This is a genomic window from Aerococcus sp. L_32, from assembly GCF_050689315.1.
On the sequence record NZ_JBOEQF010000018.1, the window covers coordinates 1 to 21,447 of the forward strand.

Annotated in this window: 16 protein-coding genes; 1 reads left to right on the top strand and 15 read right to left on the bottom strand. The window is 42.3% G+C overall.

Annotated features, from left to right (window positions below):
- The 9 genes from ACRCJ0_RS02570 to mutS form a co-directional block, all read right to left on the bottom strand.
- Positions 1 to 480, bottom strand: a 480-nt coding sequence (locus ACRCJ0_RS02570; protein ID WP_431389403.1) for a pyruvate kinase, incomplete at its 3' end; no start/stop codon positions are given.
- Between the two features lie 31 nt (positions 481 to 511).
- Positions 512 to 1,483 (bottom strand): 6-phosphofructokinase, encoded by a 972-nt coding sequence (pfkA, locus tag ACRCJ0_RS02575; RefSeq protein WP_016897611.1) that lies wholly within the window; start codon positions 1,481 to 1,483, stop codon positions 512 to 514.
- 102 nt (positions 1,484 to 1,585) lie between these two features.
- Positions 1,586 to 5,074 carry a DNA polymerase III subunit alpha gene (locus tag ACRCJ0_RS02580; RefSeq protein WP_431389404.1) on the bottom strand — a complete coding sequence of 1,163 codons (3,489 nt, stop codon included), beginning with the start codon at positions 5,072 to 5,074 and terminating at the stop codon, positions 1,586 to 1,588.
- 42 nt (positions 5,075 to 5,116) lie between these two features.
- Positions 5,117 to 6,241 (bottom strand): tRNA preQ1(34) S-adenosylmethionine ribosyltransferase-isomerase QueA, encoded by a 1,125-nt coding sequence (gene queA, locus ACRCJ0_RS02585; protein WP_431389405.1) that lies wholly within the window; start codon positions 6,239 to 6,241, stop codon positions 5,117 to 5,119.
- Complete coding sequence (ruvB, locus tag ACRCJ0_RS02590; RefSeq protein ID WP_431389406.1) at positions 6,242 to 7,288, bottom strand: Holliday junction branch migration DNA helicase RuvB; 1,047 nt, start codon at positions 7,286 to 7,288, stop codon at positions 6,242 to 6,244.
- Between the two features lie 27 nt (positions 7,289 to 7,315).
- Positions 7,316 to 7,948: a Holliday junction branch migration protein RuvA gene (ruvA, locus tag ACRCJ0_RS02595; RefSeq protein ID WP_048726489.1), complete on the bottom strand. Its 633-nt coding sequence runs from the start codon at positions 7,946 to 7,948 to the stop codon at positions 7,316 to 7,318.
- A gap of 4 nt (positions 7,949 to 7,952) precedes the next feature.
- Positions 7,953 to 8,393 (bottom strand): peptide-methionine (R)-S-oxide reductase MsrB, encoded by a 441-nt coding sequence (msrB, locus tag ACRCJ0_RS02600; protein WP_048726492.1) that lies wholly within the window; start codon positions 8,391 to 8,393, stop codon positions 7,953 to 7,955.
- A gap of 238 nt (positions 8,394 to 8,631) precedes the next feature.
- Complete coding sequence (mutL, locus tag ACRCJ0_RS02605; RefSeq protein ID WP_431389407.1) at positions 8,632 to 10,695, bottom strand: DNA mismatch repair endonuclease MutL; 2,064 nt, start codon at positions 10,693 to 10,695, stop codon at positions 8,632 to 8,634.
- A gap of 12 nt (positions 10,696 to 10,707) precedes the next feature.
- Positions 10,708 to 13,317: a DNA mismatch repair protein MutS gene (gene mutS / locus ACRCJ0_RS02610; RefSeq protein ID WP_431389408.1), complete on the bottom strand. Its 2,610-nt coding sequence runs from the start codon at positions 13,315 to 13,317 to the stop codon at positions 10,708 to 10,710.
- A 309-nt stretch (positions 13,318 to 13,626) separates the two neighbouring features.
- Here mutS and ACRCJ0_RS02615 point away from each other — a divergent pair, with 309 nt between their 5' ends.
- On the top strand, positions 13,627 to 15,168 hold the full coding sequence (locus tag ACRCJ0_RS02615; protein ID WP_431389409.1) for an Nramp family divalent metal transporter: 1,542 nt from the start codon (positions 13,627 to 13,629) through the stop codon (positions 15,166 to 15,168).
- Positions 15,169 to 15,226: 58 nt separating this feature from the next.
- On the opposite strand, the gene ACRCJ0_RS02620 is transcribed toward ACRCJ0_RS02615, so the two are convergent.
- The 6 genes from ACRCJ0_RS02620 to ACRCJ0_RS02645 all read right to left on the bottom strand — a co-directional run bounded on the left by ACRCJ0_RS02620 (position 15,227) and on the right by ACRCJ0_RS02645 (position 21,053).
- The gene (locus ACRCJ0_RS02620) at positions 15,227 to 15,553 is read right to left on the bottom strand and encodes a nucleotide pyrophosphohydrolase (protein WP_016897620.1); all 327 of its coding nucleotides are present in this window, start codon (positions 15,551 to 15,553) and stop codon (positions 15,227 to 15,229) included.
- Positions 15,543 to 17,255: a DUF2075 domain-containing protein gene (locus ACRCJ0_RS02625; RefSeq protein WP_431389410.1), complete on the bottom strand. Its 1,713-nt coding sequence runs from the start codon at positions 17,253 to 17,255 to the stop codon at positions 15,543 to 15,545. The genes ACRCJ0_RS02620 and ACRCJ0_RS02625 overlap by 11 nt, the downstream gene beginning before the upstream one ends.
- Positions 17,256 to 17,393: 138 nt before the next feature.
- The gene (locus ACRCJ0_RS02630; protein WP_431389411.1) at positions 17,394 to 17,843 is read right to left on the bottom strand and encodes a hypothetical protein; all 450 of its coding nucleotides are present in this window, start codon (positions 17,841 to 17,843) and stop codon (positions 17,394 to 17,396) included.
- A gap of 9 nt (positions 17,844 to 17,852) precedes the next feature.
- A complete protein-coding gene (locus tag ACRCJ0_RS02635) occupies positions 17,853 to 19,409 on the bottom strand; it encodes a VWA-like domain-containing protein (RefSeq protein WP_431389412.1) in 1,557 nt (518 codons plus the stop codon).
- A gap of 30 nt (positions 19,410 to 19,439) precedes the next feature.
- A complete protein-coding gene (locus ACRCJ0_RS02640; RefSeq protein WP_431389413.1) occupies positions 19,440 to 20,639 on the bottom strand; it encodes an ATP-binding protein in 1,200 nt (399 codons plus the stop codon).
- 228 nt (positions 20,640 to 20,867) lie between these two features.
- Positions 20,868 to 21,053, bottom strand: a complete 186-nt coding sequence (locus tag ACRCJ0_RS02645; RefSeq protein WP_431389414.1) for a hypothetical protein — start codon at positions 21,051 to 21,053, stop codon at positions 20,868 to 20,870.
- Positions 21,054 to 21,447 lie beyond the last annotated feature (394 nt).

A 21,447-nucleotide genomic window follows, 5' to 3' on the forward strand; every position in this document is an offset into this window, starting at 1 on the left:
AACACCTTTTTTATCTTTGATGATACCAGTGTTTTGTACTTCAGTAACGATTTCGTTGTTTGCAGTGTCGATATCAGTTACTAATAAGTCTACTAAACCATCATCAATTAAGATATGAGAACCTTTTTCTACATCATTAATCAATTCAGTGTATGTAATTGAGAATTTTTTTTCGTCACCCTCAACTTCTGTCATTGATACGCGAACTTCAGAACCTTTAACCAATGTTACAGGTTTGTGGTCTTTCATGTTGTTTGTACGAATTTCAGGACCTTTAGTATCTAATAAGATTGCAACGCGACGACCAGTTTTTTCTGAAGCCTCACGGATGTTGTTGATACGTGCTAAATGCTCGTCGTGGTCTCCATGAGAGAAGTTTAAACGTGCAACGTTCATACCTGCTTCGATAAGTTGAACTAAAGTGTCTACAGACTCCGATGCGGGGCCAATTGTACATACAATTTTAGTGTTTTTTTCCATAATGATTAATGCATCCTTTCTTAGAAAAAAATTAAAATGAAATTTCTGAGTTGATATTGTATAGATTTACTTGTGACGAACGTGAGTGTCCTTTTGTTTGCAATGCTTCATTAATATCAGTAGCGATAATATCTTCTCCACTGATACCTACACAAACACCGCTAGCACCCTCATGTAGCAATTCAACAGCTTTAGAACCGAATAATGCTGCTAACACACGGTCACGAGCTGTAGGTGATCCACCACGTTGAACGTGTCCCAACACAGTAACACGTGCATGATAGTCATCATATTCATAAAGTTTATCGGCAAATTCATGACCTTCCATTACACCTTCAGCAAGAATAATAATAGAGTGTTTCTTACCGCGACGTCTACCTTCTTCGATATTCGCAACAACTTCATCCATATTAAATTCCGCTTCTGGAATAATAATCTGCTCAGCACCTGACCCGATACCAGTCCATACAGCAATATCACCCGCATTACGTCCCATCACTTCGATTACGAATGTACGAAGATGACTAGTAGCCGTATCACGAATTTTATCGATTGCTTCCAAGGCAGTATTACATGCGGTATCAAAACCGATTGTATATTCAGTACCAGGAATATCATTATCAATTGTTCCTGGAATGCCGACAGTTTGAATACCTGCTGCCGCTAATGATGCAGCACCACGGTAAGAACCATCCCCACCAATTACTACTAAAGAGTCAATACCATGTTTTTTTAATTGTTCAATAGCAGGTCTACGGCCTTCTTCATTCTGAAATTCTGGATAACGAGCAGTATAAAGCATGGTTCCTCCACGAGAAGTCAAATCACTTACATCGCGTTCCGCCATTTGGAAAATATCACCTTCAGCTAAGCCACGATAACCATAGCGAATACCGAAAACTTCATCGCCGTCATGAATTGCTTTGCGAACTACTGCTCTGATAGCTGCGTTCATGCCAGGTGCATCTCCACCACTAGTTAAAACTCCTATACGTTTTCCCATATTTTCACCTCAATTAATTTATTTACAGTGTTATTCTACCATTTTTCCTTACCAATGTCTTACGTTTTCTAATTTTGTGCAAAGATATACAAGTATTCTATGCTATTTAACAACCACATTTTCCTCGCCATAGAAAGCAATCAATTCTGTAACCGATTCATCCGTCACTTCAATCGCATACTTTTCAGACAACCAGTAGTTTTCTTGACTCGCCACAATCGTAAAATGCAGCCTGGTTTGACCAGGATATTTGCCAACAACTTCTAGTAGTCCAGCTTTCAGCTCACTAGCCTTGGCCTTATCTTCAACACGAATCCAACAAACTGGGGCTTGAGTGCTTTGTGCAAGCTGGTCTTTTTGTCCGCCAGCATGATCTGCTTGCCCAGAACCGTCTGCTTGTTTTTGACTCAAATTGTTTAAATAAGCTTTTGTATCTTCATCCAACATCCAAGCCTTAGTCAAGACTACCTGCAAGTCATCATTGCGCTTTTGCGTCTTTCCGTAAACCAACAAGGCATTGCCCTGGTTTAAATGTTTGGCGAAAGTTATATAAGCTTCCGGGAATGCCGTCACAGAAATTTGCCCCGTTTGGTCCTCTAATGTCACAAAGGCCATGGGTTGATTTTTCTTAGTAGTGATTCGTTTCACCGCCATAACCTCCCCTATGAAAAAGGCTTTGTCATTTTCTTTGAGGTTTTCAATGTAATCAATAATCCCTGTTTGATAAAAACTTTCATAGTCTTCAAAAAGGCTAATCGATAATGCTTGCCCCAGCGTTTCTATTTCATTTTCAATTAATTGGTGTTGGTCAAATTCATCGATTTCAACAATCTTGGGTGCGAACATGGCTGACAAGTCATCGTCCCCAAGTAGCGAGGTTTGGTGTTGATTGTTTGTTTTAAAGAGTTGCTCATGGGTAATCATCTTAGGGATAGCTTCCAATTGTAAGGTACGTCGGTTGTAACCAAAGCTATCCAAAGCACCTGCTTGGGCTAATTTAACTAAGATGTCTTCTTTGAGGGCGAGCTTTCCAAGTCGGTGGATAAAGTCGGCAAAGTCCTTAAATGGTCCTTCCGCTTCCCGATCTTGAATCATTTCTTCTACTGCCCGCTTAGGAATGCCTCGAATGTCCCCTAAGCCGAGTTGTAATTGATGGTCGTCCACAACTGACAAGCCATAAAATGACTTGTTGATATCTGGATTGACCACTTCAACCCCGTGGTTTTTCGCTTCTAGTACCAGGTTCTTCCCTTTTTTATCATATATCCTTGTATGTTTCAGGTTACCATAATAAAAAGCAACTGGATAATTGGCCTTGATCCAAGCCAATTGGTAGGCCAAGTATGAGTAAGCAAAGGAATGCGACTTATTGAAACCATAGTTGGCGAAGGCTTCAATATAGTCATAGATTTGCACAGCGACACTTTCCTGGTAGCCATTTTCAATAGCCCCACTGATAAATTGTTTGCGGACTTTTTCAATGGTTTCATGTTTCTTTTTACCGATGGCACGACGCAAGATATCCGCTTCACCCAGACTAAATCCTGCAATTTTTTGGGTCACCTGCATTACTTGTTCCTGGTAGACCATAACGCCATATGTAGGGGCTAACATTGGTACTAAATCAGGGTGTGGGTAAGCAATAGCTTCACGTCCATGCTTTCTGGCCACAAAATGTGGAATTTGTTGGACTGGACCTGGTCGGTACAAGGCATTAACAGCCACCACATCTTCAATGGATGTTGGCGCTACTTGTTTCAAAACATTCTTAATACCGTCCGATTCAAATTGGAAGACGCCATTGGTATCTGCATGTTGGAAGATTTCATAAGTCTTTGGATCATCTAATGGAATATCCAAGGCTTTGACTGGTCGACTGGTTAATTTACCAACGGCCGCTAACCCGTCATGCAAAATAGTCAGGTTGGATAGGCTCAGAAAGTCGACCTTCAGTAGGCCCACTGCCTCAACATCCCCCATTGTATATTGGGTGTTTGGAATATGGGTAGATGAGGCTTGAAGCGGTGTATGCAAGGTTAGAGGTTGGTCCGCAATCACAACACCGGCTGCATGGGTGGAGACGTGGCGTGGTAACCCTTCTAGTTTACGGGCGGTATCAAACCACAATTGCCCGTGGTCTTCGTTTTCAATTAATTCCCGCAATTTCTGGGACTGGTCATGGACTGCTGTTAGTGTTTCAGCTGGTAAATTAGGGTTATTACCTACTGTATTAGCCCATTCTGACAAGGTCACTTGCGCTTTCCCAAAGACAGATCCCACATTTCGCAAGGCTTGCCGAGCACCAAATGTCCCAAAAGTTGCAATTTGTGCTACATGGTTGTCTCCGTATTTCCGGTAGACATAGTCGAGCACTTCTTGCCGTTTATTATCTGGGAAATCCAGGTCAATGTCCGGCATATTCTGCCGTTCTGGATTCAAGAACCGCTCAAATAGTAAGTCGTTTGCAATCGGGTCAACGTCTGTAATTTCTAAGACGTAAGCCACCAAGGCTCCGGCAGCCGACCCACGTCCTGGACCCGTTTGGATATGGTGTTGGTGGGCATAGTTCATCACGTCCCAAACGAGTAAGAAATAATCGTCAAAGCCCATATCATGGATGACTGACAATTCATAAGCTAAACGGTCGGTATAGGCATCTGTAATCTCCGACACCCGCTTAACTAACCCTGCTTCCGCTAGGTCTTTTAGGTATTTAGGTGTATCCGTGTATTCACTTGGTAGCGGGTATTTGGGCAGCAAGGTTTCAACTTGAGGAAATACAATGTCAATACCCTTCACCGCTGCCTCTAATCGGTTCAAGGAATCTTTATAAACTGAATCTTGATCATCTGGGTCTTGGTACATCTTGGCCCATTGGTCTGGACTTCTGAGTGCATGGGTTCCTTTCACTTGCTTCAACTCATCAATCCCTATCATTGGCTTATTATTGTCAATGGCTTCAAGGACTTGTTGGGTGAAGAAGTCCTCTGGTTTTGCATATTGAATGTGCGGCATAGCGACTAATGGAATCCCTGATTGTTCACTCAATTCGATGATGGCTTTTGCGTGGAATTGTTCATTCTCCAAAGCTGAAAGACCTAGGAATAATTGGTCATCTGAAAAATGGCGTCGCCACCAAAGTAGCTCTTTCTCTAACTGGTCGTAGTCTGCCTGACCGTCACCTTGTTTCAAGTACCGCATATGGGGGCCGTTCATAGCAGAAAAAATCACCACATAATCGTCTGCGTGGATGGTGATTTCTTGGTAAATGGCCCGGCGGTTGGCTTCTGCTTGTAATTTTAAGGACGACGAAAGGGCCATCAGATGCTGATAGCCTTTGTAGTTTTTTGCGTAAACAACCAATTCTTCTTTGACATTGTCAATATTCAACTGGACGGTTAGCCCGATTAAAGGGGTGATGCCATTTTGTTCACAGGCACGGACGAATGTCAAGCTTCCTGACATGACATTGACATCGGCCAAGCCTAAATGGGTATAACCTGCAGATGCCCCTGCTTGTACGTACGCTTCAACAGACATGGGACTAGTTAATAGGGAATAGGCTGAATTTACATGTAATGGCACAAACATCCGGTCACCTCCTCATTCATACGGTTTGTTTAAAATCACTATTTATTTGTCTTCATTAGTAAAAAAATGACTATTTCGTTGTTTCGCCGCTTCGATATCTTCTGCAGTAATCGCTGGATCAGCGTATTGGGGCCCTCGTAAGAACATGGCATCCCCAAAGGAGAAGAACCGGTATTTTTCTTCAACCGCATGCTGGTAAGCCGCAAGGACATGGTCGCGTCCGGCAAAGGCTGAAACCAACATAATTAAAGTTGATTTAGGTAAGTGGAAGTTAGTAATAAAACCTTCAACCACGCTAAATTGATAGCCTGGTGCGATAAAAATATCGGTCCAACCAGAATCAGGTTGGACTTGCCCCTTGAATTTAGTGCCAATCGTTTCAAGGGTGCGGATAGATGTCGTCCCAACTGCAATCACCTTGTGTCCACCTTCTTGGGCACGTCGAATTTTAGCCGCATTTTCTTGGTCTAAGCGATAGAATTCTGAATGCATTTTGTGGGCATCGATATCATCCACAGATACCGGCCGGAAGGTCCCAAGCCCAACATGTAAAGTTAGGTAGGCAATTTCAACGCCCCGGTCTTTTAAGTCGGCCATAAATTCCTCTGTAAAATGAAGACCCGCTGTTGGCGCTGCCGCTGACCCATTTTCCTTGGCATAGACGGTTTGATACCGGTCAGGATTGTCTAGTTTCTCTTTGATATATGGCGGTAATGGCATTTCACCTAAAGCCTCAAGGACTTCTAAAAAGATGCCATTATATTTGAATTCCACAATTCGTCCACCATGATCAAGCACTTCAGTAACAACCGCCACTAATTGACCGTCCCCAAAAGCAATCTCAGTCCCCACACGAATACGACGAGCTGGTTTAACCAAGGTTTCCCATTTGTCGTCCTCCGTATTATTTAGTAGTAAGACTTCGATATGTCCACCCGTATCAGTACGAATCCCGTGTAAACGCGCTGGTAATACTCGGGTATTATTCAATACCAAGACATCTCCCGCTTCAAGTTCACTTGCTACATCTGGAAAATGGCCATCCTGGAAATCCCCAGTTTGGGCGTCAAGTTTCAGCAGTCTACTAGCCAACCGGTCTTGAATAGGTACTTGGGCAATCAGTTCTTCTGGTAAGTCAAAATCAAAATCATTTGTCGTTAATGTCACTTAAAATTCCTCCGCATAGGGTATGCCTAAATGGTCGTAGGCCTTTGGTGTTGCTAGACGACCACGTGGCGTTCTTTGTAAGAACCCATTTTGAATTAAGAAGGGTTCATACATATCTTCTATTGTTGTCGTTTCCTCTGAGATATTCGCTGCTATGGTCGACAAACCAACCGGTCCCCCACCATAATAGCGAATAATCACCTCGAGAATTTTTCGATCCGTTTCATCTAAACCTGCCTGGTCTACTTTCAAAATAGATAAGGCCTTATCCGTGATAGGATCGTCAATTAAACCATCTTCGTGATATACTTGGGCAAAATCACGGACCCGCTTTAATAATCGGTTGGCGATACGAGGTGTCCCTCGTGACCGCATCCCGATTTCTTTCGCTGCTTGATCTTTAATTGGCACTTCAAATAAACGGGCTGTCCGTTCGACAATGGTCGCTAATTCATCCACTGTATAGTAGCGTAAATGTTGCACAATCCCAAACCGGTGTCTTAGTGGTGACGACAAGGCGCCTGGCCTAGTTGTTGCCCCAATTAAGGTAAAAGGTGGCAGCGGGAAATGCACAGGGTGGGCCCCTTCATCTTGCCCAACAATAATATCTACTTGGTAGTCTTCCATAGCAGAATACAACATTTCTTCTACCACACGGGGTAAGCGATGAATTTCATCAATAAACAAGACATCTCCTTCTGAAAGCTCATTCAACAAGACTAGTAAGTCTCCTGTTTTTTCAATAGCTGGTCCAGAAGTCGTTTGAATATTAACCCCCATTTCATTGGCGATAATATTAGCCAGGGTGGTTTTCCCTAAACCTGGTGGTCCATAAAGGAGGACATGGTCAAGGGCTTCTTCACGATTTTCAGCTGCTTGTATATAAATCGCTAATTCTTCTTTTAATTCAGCTTGGCCAATGTATTCCCGCAAAAACTCTGGTCGTAAAGATAATTCCTGGGCTTCATCTGCTTGTGCATGGGGTGAGTGAATTTGGCCGTTGTGGACGATTTCAACATCTAAATCTTCCTGATGATCAAAATCCATGGCGAATGCCTCCTTTCTTTTCCTATATTAACGTTTTGTAATAAATTTCAAGGCGACGCGAATGGCTTCCGCTGTAGTGGTTACACCGGAGAAGTCAGCGTTTTTCACTACGCGATTGATTTCTCTTTGGCTGTAGCCAAGACTAGCCATGGCCTCTTCAAGTTCATGCATGAATGGTAGGTTGACTTGGTCTGTTCCTTGAATATCCAAGCTTTCTTGCTTGAATAGTGCAGAAGACGGAGACTCAGCTAAAACTTTTGGCAGTTTTTCTTTCAAATCTAGCACAATCTGGCCGGCTGTCTTTTTGCCAACACCTGGAAACTTCATTAAAAAGGCATTGTCTTCTGCCCGGATGGCTGCGACTAAACCGGCGTTATCGTCTAATGATAGGATGGATAAGGCGGATTTAGGGCCGATACCAGAAACAGAAATCAGCTGCAGGAAGATAATCTTCTCTTCTTGTGATTTAAAACCATATAAACGGATGTCATTCTCTGAAACAGATTGATACAACCAAATTTTCACTGGTTGGTCTTGCCCGATTTTGTCTGTAAAACGATAAGGATTGGCCATATAAATATAGTAGCCAATCCCCCCCGTTTCAAGTATGACAGCATCTGGGTAGACACTTTCAACCTGACCTATCATAAATTCGTACATGGTCTTACTTCACTAATTCTTTCAAGTCGCCGTAGCCTTCTTTGTCCATATCTTCTAGCGACACGAAACGAAGTGAAGCAGAGTTGACGCAGTAACGCAAGCCACCTAATTCAGCTGGGCCATCGTTAAATACGTGCCCTAAGTGGGTGTCTGCATCTTTTGAACGGACTTCAATACGTTTCATACCATATGAAGAGTCATCTAATTCTTCGATCTCATCTTCCAAAATTGGTTTTGAGAATGATGGCCAACCACAACCGGCATCAAATTTATCAGTAGATACAAATAATGGTTTACCGCTCACGATATCCACGTAAATACCTTGCTCGTAGAAGTCGTCATATTGACCAGTAAATGGACGTTCAGTACCCGCGTTTTGTGTTACTTCATATTCTAATTCAGACAGTTCTTTCAAACGTTCTTCTTTGTTGTAGTCTTTTGTCATAATGAAACTCCTTTTTTCTCGTTTGAACACCCGAAAAACAGGTGTCGTGATATTGGGCGCTAAAAGTCAAACTCTTCCGATACTTCCCAAAATACCCCAGTTACTTGACAGTAATTGTTCTGCTTTTGGTCAAGCATGTTGAGTATTAACGACTTTTGTCGCTCCTCTCTTTTCGTTGTTTACATTCTAGCATAAATTCCGCTTATACACGAAAATCTAGATTACAGTTTTAATTGCCCTACAATTGCGGTGACTCATGCGGATCTTGAATTCGCTTGAATATCCGCTCAATTTCATAATTTGAAAAATGAACCAGCACTGGTCGTCCGTGCGGGCAGTTATAAGGATTTTTGGTATAAGCCAAGTCATGCAGCAGTTGTTTTGCCTGCATGTCGTCTAAATAATGGTTGGCTTTAATCGACCGTTTACACGACATCATGATAGCCGTCGCTTCCCGGTAATTGCCTACCGTTGCTTTAGGATCTTCTAAAACTAAGGCAATCAAATCTTCCACAATTTTTTGGACATTCTTCTTGCCCATCCAAATTGGGTGCTGCTGTAACTGGAAGGCATTTGGGCCAAAGGGCTCTAAATCAATCCCCATTTTCAACAATTTTGGTCGGATTTGGTCAATCTCTTGGGCCTCTGAATTTGAGAAATCAAAAACAATCGGTAATAGTAAACTCTGCATTGCCGTTCCAAATTCCATAATGGTGTCCCGGTAGTATTCGTACTTAATCCGCTCCTGGGCCGCATGTTGGTCCACCAAATACATGCCCATTTCATTTTCAGCTACCAAATAAGTCCCCTGCATTTGCCCCACATAAGTCAGCTCGGGAAAGGACATATTCCGGTCTACGATAGCCTGGTCAAGCGCCCGAACTTGGTTAACCGTTTGCCAGACTGGTTTGTTGTGCGATTTTGGCAAGTCCACTTCTTGTTCCGTGTCCAAATAGGCTACTGACGATTCATCTGAATCATCAACCTCATTTTCAAGGGCCTCTGCTTGAACCACCTGGGCTTCATCCCGCAAGTAAGTCGGCACTTGGACAGATTGTTTGACCTCTTCATTAACATTTTCATCCAAAGCATTAGAGAAACCATTACCTGAAAAAGGGCTAGTGGCATCTTGCTTAGTATCGCTGCCATGACTGCTTTGAATGGCCGAGAAGTCTAGACTGGCTTGCTCGCCAAGATAAGTTGTTGGCTGGCTTAGAGGGTGGTAGTTATTTTGCCCAGAAGATGTTGAAGCAAATGGATCACTATTATTGACTGATTGGCCATCGTCCCCTTCACCGTATGCGTATACATCCGGAATCCGTTGTACAGGGGCTAAGGCATCAATAATGCCGGTTTTGATCATATCATAGAGGTCATCTTCTTTAGAGATACGGACCTCTTGCTTGGTTGGGTGAACGTTCACATCGATTAATTGCGGGTCAAGTTCAATATAAATGACCGCAATCGGATACCGTCCCACCATTAATTTAGACCCATAACCCTTTAAAATAGCTTGGTTTAATTTATAGTTTTTGATAAAACGACCATTCACAAATAAGGACATATAAGACTTGCTGGCTCTAGTCACAGCTGGTAAGGTCACATAGCCTGAAATGTGAAAGTCTAAGTTTTCTCCTTCAATAGCTACCATATCTTTGGCATGTCTAAAGCCGTAAATGGCCGCTAAGACTTCATTGACCCGGCCCTTACCATTTGTTGACAATAAGGTTTTCCCGTCATGGGTATAGTTAAAACGAATGTCTGGATGTCCAAGGCTCTCACGGTTAATGATATCTGTAATATGGGCTAATTCTGTTTGCAAACTCTTCAAGTATTTCAAACGTGCTGGCGTATTGTAGAAGAGGTTCTCTACCAGTACAGACGTCCCCCGTCTTAAAGCAGACGACTTCTGGTCAATGATTTGCCCATCTTTAATATAGATTTCACTTGAAGATTCCCCGTCAGAGGTATTCATGGTCACTTCTGAAACTGAGGCGATTGACGGCAAAGCCTCACCCCTAAATCCTAGTGTCCGTATTCTAAACAAGTCACTTGAGCTATATATTTTTGAGGTTGCATGTCGTTTAAAGGCGAGGCCAACTTGATCCGCTGCAATCCCTTTTCCATTATCAATCACTTGAATCGACCGTAATCCGGCTTCCTTTATGTGAATCGCAATTTCACTGGCTCCTGCATCTATCGCGTTCTCCACAAGTTCCTTGACAACTGAGGCTGGTCGTTCAACCACTTCCCCCGCTGCAATCTGGTTGGCTACTTGAATGGGTAATTCTTGTATCGCCATTTACATCATCCTTTATAAGTGGCTCTTTAATTCTGCTAAGAAATTTAAGGCCTGAATCGGTGTTAAGTTATATATATCTTCAGCCTTCAATTGGTCGATCACTGCTTGACTGCCTGCTTCCACTGGCCTATTGTCTACCGGTTGAACCGGCGTCTCTTCATGGACTAAATCAAATAACGACAGCTGTTGTTCCTTATTGACTTCATTTAAATTGTTGGCTTCTAGTTCCTGCAAGACCACTCGGGCGTTCTGCAACAATTCACCCGGCATACCGGCCAATTTGGCTACATGAATCCCGTAAGACTTGTCCGTTGCACCGTTAAATACCTTATGCAAGAAGACCAATTCCCCGTCCTCTTCACTAGCCCCAACATGAATATTGGCTAAGCGTGGTAAGCTTTCATCTAGGGCTGTAAGTTCGTGGTAATGCGTTGAAAAAAGTACTTTCGCATCAAAGTGGTCATGGATATAGACCAAGATGGCTTGGGCCAAGGCAATCCCGTCATAAGTAGACGTTCCGCGTCCCAATTCATCAAATAATAATAGGGAATTATCGGTGGCATGCTGTAAGGCTTGATTGGCTTCCATCATTTCCACCATGAAAGTCGACTGACCCGCTAAAAGATCATCTGCCGCCCCAATCCGGGTGAAAATCTTATCAAATACCGGTAAACGAGCTTCCTTAGCTGGTACAAAAGACCCCATTTGGGCCAGAATGACAATCAGTCCTAATTGCCGCATGTAAGTTGATTTACCGGACATATTTGGTCCTGTAATCATCAAGATGCTTGTTTCAGGATCCATCACGATATCATTGGGCACAAATCTATCTTGGCCAATGACCCCTTCAACCACCGGGTGTCTTGATTCTTTCAAGTACAAGTCACGTTTGTCGGTCATGAATTGTGGTTTCACGTATTGGTAGGTTTCTGAAATTTCCGCTAAAGACTGGAGCACATCAATAGTAGCTACTGTACTCGCAATCGCCTGCAAAGTCACTTGATGACTCTTCACTTCTTCACGTACTGCTTGGAAAAGTTGGTGTTCAAGTACTTGTGACTGTTCTTCCGCTTCAAGAATTCTTGCTTCCACTTCTTTTAGTTCAGGTGTAATGAACCGTTCAGCGTTGGTTAAGGTCTGCTTGCGGTCATAACGGCCTTCTTCAAGTAAATGCAGGTTGGCCTTTGTCACTTCGATATAGTAACCAAATACCTTATTATAGCCAACTTTAAGGGATTTAATGCCCGTTTTGGCCCGTTCATCCGCCTGCAATTGAGCAATCCACTGTTGACCGTTGCGCATGGCATCCCGATATTCGTCTAATTGCGGGTTAAAGCCATCCGCAATGACATTCCCATCTTTTAAAGTCGCCGGTGTATCTTCCTTGATGGCCGTTGCAATCGTATGGGTTAATGCTGGTAAGGCTGTGATTTGCCCTTGGATATTGGCCCAGACACTGTCATCTTCATTATCCGCTGCAATTTGGTCAACGGTGTCAATAATTCCTGGGACCCGACTAAGTGACTGGTTTAATTGTAATAATTCTTTAGGGTTAACGTTCCCCATGGCGACTTTTGCCACTAACCGCTCTAAGTCATACACCCCGTGTAATAGGTCTTTAATTTCAAGACGTTGGAAATAATGTTCGATCAAATCTTCAATTTGGGATTGCCGCCGTTCAATTGCCGGTAGGGAAATCAGCGGTCTATCCAGCCAATTTTTTAGTAAGCGAAAGCCCATAGCCGTTTCTGTTTTATTTAAGAAAGCTAACAAGGACCCTTGCCGTTTCTTGGTTCTAACTGATTCAGTTAGTTCCAAATTACTTTTGGCATAGTAGTCCATATGGAGGTAATGCGCTACTTCATAGTGGGTCGCCGCCTGCCAATGGTCAATTGCTTGGTGGGACATAGAATTTACATAAGTCAACAGTAATAAGAGGCCATTCAATTCCTGGCCATCAGAGATGTCGGCTAGGATTTGCTTGTAACTTTCTCTTGTTTTCGCCCTTGCTTCAGCTGTCAACTCAAAAGGTGATAAGGTGAAGGATTGTAGGTGTTGTAATTCTTCTACCTGGTCTTTTGGTACAGCTTGGGAAACAACCAATTCTTTTGATTGTAATTGGGCAAATTCTGTCAAAACAGCATTAAAGTCGTCAAGCGTAGTCACTTTTAACTCCCCAGTACCCACATCCGAAAAGGCTAAAATGTATTGGCCATTAACGTAATCTAAGGCAGAAAGGTAGTTGTTTTCAACCATGCCAATGCTGTCATTCATATAGGTTCCTGGTGTCAAGACTTTAACAACACCACGTTTGACCATGCCCTTGGTTAATTTGGGGTCTTCCAATTGTTCAGCAATCGCTACTTTATGGCCTTGGCTGACCAAGGTTTTAATATATTCGCTGGCTGAATGGTAAGGGATACCACACATAGGGATTGGATCTTCCGCATTTTTATTGCGCGAGGTTAAGGTAATTTCTAAAATTTGGGCCGCTTTTAAGGCATCATCATTAAACATTTCATAAAAGTCACCTAGACGAAAGAACAAGAAGGCATCGGGATATTGGCCCTTCATTTCATTATATTGTTGCATCATAGGCGTTTGTTTGGTTTTTTGAGGCATCTTGGATTCACTCGCTTTATCTTTTTTACGTTATCTTTTTTCCTTTACTTTTTACGTATAAGGTCGTGACAAAAAGGTCACCCTTTTACTTTTCCTAATCTCTGCTATTTTACCACAAATCTGGCGGCTTGTACGAGTATGGCCTTTGTCTATATAGGTGAAGAAAGTTTAGCTAGCCGAGCCATATTTTAACCATTTGTGGTTTTCTTATGTATTTATTTTAGGCTTCCCTTATTTTTATATTTACCTTTACCTTTTATAGGCGTATACTCTGTTTGCAAAAGAAATTTTCAAAGGAGACGGTAGCCCATGGCAGAAGAATCAAGTATAGACAATAAAAGAAGAAGCAGCGATCTTTCATTAAGTGAAATAAACGGAACAGTTGAAGTCCCAACCGGTAAAGGATTTTGGCGGACACTCTTAGCCTATTCCGGACCAGGTGCCCTAGTTGCCGTCGGCTATATGGATCCGGGTAACTGGTCAACTTCGATTACTGGGGGGCAAAATTTCCAATACATGCTGATGTCTGTGATTTTACTATCATCACTTGTGGCCATGCTACTTCAATATATGGCAGCCAAACTAGGGATTGTCACCCAAGAAGATTTGGCCCAAGCCATCCGCTTACGGACCGATAAAAAACTAGCTTTCATCTTATGGATCATTACAGAATTGGCGATTATGGCAACTGATATTGCAGAAGTTATTGGGGCGGCCATTGCCTTGTACCTCTTATTCAATATTCCCTTACTCATTGCTGTTATGATCACGGTCTTTGATGTCCTGCTCCTATTATTACTTGCCCACATTGGATTTCGGAAGATTGAAGCCATTGTCGTTTGTTTGATTTTTGTTATCTTATTCGTATTTGTTTATCAAGTGGCCTTATCAAATCCAACTTGGTCAGCCATTATCGCATCCTTTGTTCCAATCAGTGATGTCCTCCAAACCAGTCCAGCTGTCAACGGGATGACACCGCTAGCCGGTTCTCTAGGCATTATCGGTGCGACAGTCATGCCCCACAACTTGTACCTACATTCCGCTATTTCACAAAGTCGGAAAATAGACCACGCTAACGAAGTCCAAGTAGCGGCTGCAGTACGGTTTACCATGTGGGACTCAAACATTCAATTAGGGCTTGCCTTTGTCGTCAATGCCTTACTACTTGTAATGGGGGCCGCAGTTTTCAAAACTGGCGCCGTTCAAGACCCGTCATTCTTTGGTTTATATGAAGCCTTATCTAATCCAGATTTTATGGCCAATTCTGTCTTGGCGGATTTAGCGTCAAAAGGTGTATTGGCCACATTATTCGCCGTTGCTTTACTTGCTTCCGGTCAAAATTCAACTATTACAGGGACCCTAACCGGCCAAGTTATTATGGAAGGTTTTATTGAAATGAAATTACCGCTTTGGGCTCGTCGATTAATTACCCGTTTAACCGCCATTATTCCAGTCGTATTGAGTGTTATGTATACCAGCCAAAAAGGGTCTGTTGAAGAGCATATCGCCTTGAATAACCTGATGAACAATTCCCAAGTCTTCTTAGCCCTTGCCCTACCATTTTCAATCATTCCCTTACTCATGATTACCGACTCTGAAAAAGATATGGGTCATCGCTTTAAAAATACGCTTATCGTCAAAGTTTTAGGTTGGGTATCTGTCATTGGTTTAACTGTTTTAAACATGCTTGGTTTACCAGATGAAATCTTGTCCTTATTCGGTGACAATCCAACTGCTGGCCAAATTTCCCTAGCCCATGCATTAGTTATTTTAACTATGGCCTTCATCCTATCCTTACTCGCTTGGACCATCATTACTTTACATAAAGGCAATAAGGCCTTGGCAAAATAAATACTTATATATAAATAAAATCGCAACCAGTCTTGAATGATGCTGGTCGCGATTTTATTTATAATTCAGTATATTTACTATTATTATTACGGCTTTTTTCAACTGGATATTTTTCCTTATTTTTAATCAACTTGCGCTCGATAATGTCATCAATATCCAAGTTTAAATTGTCCGCCAACATGTAGGCATAAATCAGCACATCCGCTAATTCATCTTTAATAGCGTCCAAATTCTCAACACCCTCGGCTGCCGTTTTCCACTGGAAGATTTCCAGTAATTCCGAGGCTTCCAAGGTGATTGATAGGGCTAGATCCTTCTCATTGTGAAATTGTCGCCAGTTTCGCTCATCCCGAAATTGATTGACCTTGTCCATACTAGATGTCATCCTGCATTGCCTCCACTTTCATTTTCTGTAGTTTCCGCTTCAAATTGTCATTGACCGCATAGATGGCCAAGCCGTATATCCCCCGCTTCATCAATACGTTGATTGAATTCAAGATGATCTGCTCTTTAGCAGCCATGGCCTCCTTGTGACTGACAAAACGATTAGCACCGCTGTAACCACCCGTATCTTGATATTTGCTTGGATCGATGGTTAATCTTTCGGTCTTAAAATCGTAATCAATCGAAGGTCCAAGGACAATCCCCACATAGTTTAAATCAAATCCCTGGACTGTGTAAATGGACCCGACTTCATTGATGGTTTCTGGCCGCTCTGACCAGGTTATTTTACTATTGGTCGTATTCCAAGGCAGGTTGATGCCAGCTTCATCCACTAGGTAGACGTCGCCATTCTTCTTATGGGCAAAATCAAAGGTGGACACAATTCGTGACAATCCCTTATCCGCATTCTTTTGATAGATATAATCTTTAAAGGCGGTTGGATCGTCGAAGACCTTGAATTCAAAATGGTCGTCAGAAGGCGGAAGTGGTGTCACTTTTTGCCCAACAAAATCATTCACCCAATTCATGACTACTGGTGAGGCGTTCATACGGAACTGGTCGGTCAGATGGAATTCGTCGGCGTCGTATTTCTTCAAAATAACCTTTAAATCGTCCGATTGCCACTTACTCTTGACCTTCAAATATTGCTTTTCATCAAAAATTAGAACCGCAACCTTGGCCTTGTCCATGATGGCATCTAATTGGTTTTCCCCGTAAAAATTGTTATAGGGATCCGCCTGGCTCAACAACAAATGGCCTTCATCAATCAAGACAATATCCGCTTGCTCGATTTTTTGATTATTGATAAAAGGCGTCGGTTTGGCGAAATCCTTCTTTTTTAGATAAGGCAGTGCCTCTGAGATTTGCTGGTATGTTTTCAACATTTCTGAATGGTTGACCAATAAGAAGTTTTTAGTCCCCGCCAATACGGAATGACTTTGCCGAGCCTCTTCTTGCAAGGTATTGAATAAAGATGACAAAATGACACTCTTACCCGTTCCAGCTTCACCGTGAATGACATAGACTTTCTTTTTGACGGTTTTTTCTTGGTGAATATCCTGCATAACTCGCTTGCAATAATCGAGGATATTTTCTTTTAAAGCTCGCTGTGGTTCAGACAGGGTTTTAAAGGGCGATAATTTATAGATATCTCGATTTTTAAGGTTATCAGTTGTCTCCTTGGCCAAACCCTCACGCCGTAAGGATTCCCAGATGTCCTCAAATAAATCATCGTCATATAAGGACTTTTGATAATAATTGTGCATGGACAGGTTGGCCGTTTGGCTGACATTTTGCAAGGAAAATTGGTTGTCCGCAATAAAATAGTTAATTAAATTAGTTTCAATATTAAAGGTCGCCGACTGGTTAAAGGTTTGGTGGCCAATAAACAGGGCGTCCGTTAAGTCTTTACGTGCCTTATTTTTTAAATGGTCCCGCATCCGGTTGTGGATATGAACTGTCTGGCCAATATAGGCTTTAGGCCGAGATTTCGTCTCCTTATCTTGGTGCAGGATATAGACAATTGGGTAATCTTCAATATATAAGGTATGCATCTCCCGGATATCATCGAGATCAAACTTTTGACGCTCGAAAACAATCGGTTGTAAGCTATCTTGCTTTTCCATCCGTTTCCCCTTACTCATCGTATTCTTACCTCCATCATGCGCCAAGACAAATTGAAATGCAACCCCAAATGATAGACAGAAAAGCTGACAAAGTGCACATCCAATGTGACATGACTTAGTCAGCTTTTATATTCATTAGTATTTTTACACGAGTATTCATGCAAATTCCGTTAATAATGCTTCTTGCTGAATTTTTAATTCTGGTATATCTTGGCTGATTAATTTATCCCACATAGATACTTGACTACCCGTGCGGCTGATCATGGATTCTTTAGCTGTATTGGCTAAGTCAGCCCGCTTGATGATTTCATATTTTGTCCATGCATTGGCTAGGAATTGGTCGTCCATGTCACTTGAGATCCCTGTTTCCATTCTAAAATGGTTGCCCTTTTGCAATAGGTTTAACTGGTTCATCTGACTTGGAAACATATCTAAATAGCCATTGGCCACAATATAAGCTGCGATTTCTTCGTCAATTTGTTTGAAATTAAATTGAAAGGGGATATGCAACTGTTTAAAGGTGGCATAGGGAATATCTTTTACCATAGGGGCGTAGTCGCCCATTTGTGCCTTTACCAAGGCTTTCTTGATTTTGATGGTATCCATTTGAACCTCCTAGAAATGGTCACTATCTTGGTGACTGATTGGGGCGTTTTTATGGTGATGCAAGACATGTCGGTTATACCGCTCGTCCGCTTTCAGATATAAAACTTTTCCGCCACCATCTGTAGATAGCGGTGAGGGATCCCCCACTTCTGTTTCAGTCAGTACCCAATACATATTGATAAAACCGTATCGTTCAAAGTCGTCGTCTCCATAGCCGTCTGTGAAATAAACGGCTACCGTATCTTTATTGGTGAAGCCTTGTTCATGTAGCCACTGGTAGGCCGGTGCGAAAGAAGTCCCCCCACGGCCCCCAAATTCCATATCTTTCAAAGACTGGAAGGATAAGGGTTTGGCGTATTGGACTGTCGTATCCACATGAACAACCCACACTTCTGCATGCAAGGTCTTTTGAATATTGGCCAATTCACCTAGGGAATAAGCTAAAGCCTCCTCATTTTGTGAGGCTGAGGTATCAAAGAAGGCCACCAAGCGGCTGGCAGTATCTAAAATTCGGCCCGGTAAATCTACCCGGTGCGGTTGCCGGCGGTTCATCCGGTTTTTAGACATTTTATAAGGCACTAATGACGTCCCCATGCCTCGTTTAATCACATCGCGCCAGTTTAAGGCCCGCTGTTTGGTGATTTGGTCGATGTTGACCTTGACTTCACTGGATAATTTCAACCTTAATTCTTCAGTCATCTGACTATAAGAATCTTTGATCAGCCCGTTCATCAATTTCCGGTATAAGTCCGCGTGCTGACTGTTTGGGGCTATCGGCTGCATGGTCCGATTGTTCTTCATTTCCTCTTTCAATTGTTTGGCCGAGTCAATCCGCAATTCTTCCGCCTTACTAGGATCGAAATTGCCGGCTAATTGGCTGTACAAGTCGTCCATTTGTCCAGACCCAAGCATCTTATTGAAGGTCGATTCTATTCGGTTGTGCCCCTGTTTTTTCGGGTCTTTTTTGACCGCTTTTAACTCATTATAATAGTACAAGGTCCCTGCTTTAGGCAAAATGAGTCTATTTTCTATAATATGCTTGACCCATTTCAAGGTCACCACCGTATCAGGTAGTTCATCCACATACTGGTTCACCTCAGCTTCCATAGCCACGCTCATGACTTTAGCTGACTCCTCATCTTTAAAAGCCCAATCATACTCAACGATATGGCCAAATAAAACGTGGTAACACATCTGTCTAATGGCCGCTAGCATCCCCTCGGGCGTTTCATAATAAAGGTAGAATAGAATTGGATTAATGGTCATGACCAGATCTAAGCCACGGAAACCGATGGTAATAGGTTTTGCTAGTGATCCATTCATCTCCCGGTCGGTATGGAAGAGAATCCCCGCAAAAAGTACATCTCTTGCCCCCTTTTGCGTGTCTTGATTGTTCATAAGGGTGGCCGTCAAAATCCCCAACAATTGATTCTGAGCGTCAGCAAATTTCTCATAGTCCTCGTATTGACCATGGTTTAGAAAGGTTATATAAGCGATTCTCATTTTTCGAAAGGTCGACTCGATATTTTCAAATTCAAAGTCGGAAAATAATGCATCCTCATTCACTTCGGCACCCTCTTTCTTCCTAATTATTGTTTATGGGTTGGCGTTCACAGCCATAGTGATGTCAAACGTTTTCTCCACAAAGTCAGGGTGCTGGTTCAAGGCCTTGTAGAAATTCGCCATAGCTGAATCATCCGGTCCGTCATGCATTCGTTTGATTAAAATATAAATTTCATCCGGTTCAGAAGCGACGAAAATGTCTGTATAACGGCTGATTAGATGCTTGTCTTCAATCAAATTCGGTTGGTTAACGATATAATCCGTTAAATCTTCAATTACCCGTTTACGACGCACAATTGGCATCGCTCGGTAGCGGTCAAGGATTGCTTGGTCTAAGTCCACCCCCTTAGCTTGGACAATTTCCGTTGGTTTAATAAAATCTGTTTGCTGCTGTCTCAAGAAAGTCACAAAAACTTGACCTGCTTCGTCCCCGATATTCCCCTCGATTCCTTCAATCAAGAATTCAAGGTAGTCATCCGTTAGATGATAAATATCATGACCCGCATCTTCAAAAGCGTACAGGAGGTTAGATAATCGTTCATAGGCACGTGGGGTTGGGTTTTTATCCCTTGTTTCATCAATGACAATGAAATATTGACGGCCATCAGCCTGCAAGAATTCAGTGATCAAGGGATGAATCGTGGTCCGACCTGGATTACTTGTGCGTGTCTTTTTGGCAAAAGAGGTAACCCAATCTTCTAAGTTGGCACCCATTCGAATCCGCATGGTCCGATCATTAATAGCCATGTCACGGGCGTTTGTAGCATATGAAGTGTTCTCAAAACCTTCCACATCACTAGACGGGTTTTCTGCGGTAATAATCACCACATTATCCGGTAAGGCTTGGCCCATCAAGTTACGTTGTAAGACCAGGTTCATCAATTCCCCTTGCACCATGGCAATTGGCCGATTAAATTCATCCAAGAAAAGAATGACTTTGCGGTCTGGATTGGCTTCTGCTTCTGTAATAGCCCCTTGAATTTGGGGATTTAAATAGTACTGGATATGGTCTTCTTTAGGCACTGGCATGGTCAAGTCACCTGGTTGCAGTAATGAACAGGTAATTTCAAAGTAACCAAAACCGTTATGTTTGGCTAAGTCACGCACCATTTGGGACTTCCCAATTCCACCGTGGCCGACAATATTTGGCACAATATCTGTATCTTGCGCTAGGATTAAATTTAGCCCCTTATATACAGCAGTATAAGGTAAACCAGCAACTCTATCTGTCATAATCTATTCACACCTTCTGTATTCATCGTCTCTTTTTATTATACGAGATTCCGTTCGTAAATCTACCTATTTCCACATATTTCTTTCTGTTGAAGTCTTTAGAAATACATGATTGTATTCAATTAATCCTGTATTATAATCCTTTATTATTGGTGACCTAGCCAATGATAAAGGATTGATGTCATAATCACACTAACATCAATCCCTATACTTGTCGCTTGTTGGCATTTATGACTTGCAGACGTCTCGCAGTAAGTCATTGGCGAAGTCTGCTTGGCCTTCTAAATAGGCCACTTGTTGTTTGAGTGCTGTAATCTCTGCTTGAAGACTATCGATTGTAATATCTTTAGTAGCCAATTGACTGGCTATTTGGCTGTCAACTATTGCGGTTGCCTGGTGGTTAGCAATTGGCACAGGTTCTGTTAAAATTTGCGTGTGATTTTCGTCAATACTTTGCCTACTTGGCAGTGATACACCAACCGGTGTAATTGTTAGCTGATAATTTTCGTTATATAGGGGGCCAAAAGTCAGTATTAACGATGTTTTTCAAAATAGGCCCTTTAGGTATATTAATTGGTCAGGCTTTGGTCCGTCACATCAAATTGAAATGATATTTGTCACATCTTTCGTTTTAAACAATGCAGAGCTAAAATTGGACGTTTTTTATTGTCATACACTGTTAATAGATGTTTTCTCAGGTAGATCTATCCTTGATATAATAATCTTTATTGGCCTTTATCAACAAAATGGACCAACTAAAAAGGAGCATTTGCATGCTCCTTTAGTAAACTATTTTGCGTAATCAACT

Coding starts and splice junctions, on each gene's coding strand:
- pfkA (WP_016897611.1), bottom strand. CDS start 1,483: ATGGGAAAACGTATAGGAGTTTTAACTAGTGGTGGAGATGCACCTGGC.
- ACRCJ0_RS02580 (WP_431389404.1), bottom strand. CDS start 5,074: ATGTTTGTGCCATTACATGTAAATTCAGCCTATTCCCTATTAACTAGT.
- ruvB (WP_431389406.1), bottom strand. CDS start 7,288: ATGGATTTTGATCATCAGGAAGATTTAGATGTTGAAATCGTCCACAAC.
- ruvA (WP_048726489.1), bottom strand. CDS start 7,948: ATGTACGAATTTATGATAGGTCAGGTTGAAAGTGTCTACCCAGATGCT.
- msrB (WP_048726492.1), bottom strand. CDS start 8,393: ATGACAAAAGACTACAACAAAGAAGAACGTTTGAAAGAACTGTCTGAA.
- mutL (WP_431389407.1), bottom strand. CDS start 10,695: ATGGCGATACAAGAATTACCCATTCAAGTAGCCAACCAGATTGCAGCG.
- mutS (WP_431389408.1), bottom strand. CDS start 13,317: ATGCCTCAAAAAACCAAACAAACGCCTATGATGCAACAATATAATGAA.
- ACRCJ0_RS02615 (WP_431389409.1), top strand. CDS start 13,627: ATGGCAGAAGAATCAAGTATAGACAATAAAAGAAGAAGCAGCGATCTT.
- ACRCJ0_RS02620 (WP_016897620.1), bottom strand. CDS start 15,553: ATGACATCTAGTATGGACAAGGTCAATCAATTTCGGGATGAGCGAAAC.
- ACRCJ0_RS02625 (WP_431389410.1), bottom strand. CDS start 17,255: ATGAGTAAGGGGAAACGGATGGAAAAGCAAGATAGCTTACAACCGATT.
- ACRCJ0_RS02630 (WP_431389411.1), bottom strand. CDS start 17,843: ATGGATACCATCAAAATCAAGAAAGCCTTGGTAAAGGCACAAATGGGC.
- ACRCJ0_RS02640 (WP_431389413.1), bottom strand. CDS start 20,639: ATGACAGATAGAGTTGCTGGTTTACCTTATACTGCTGTATATAAGGGG.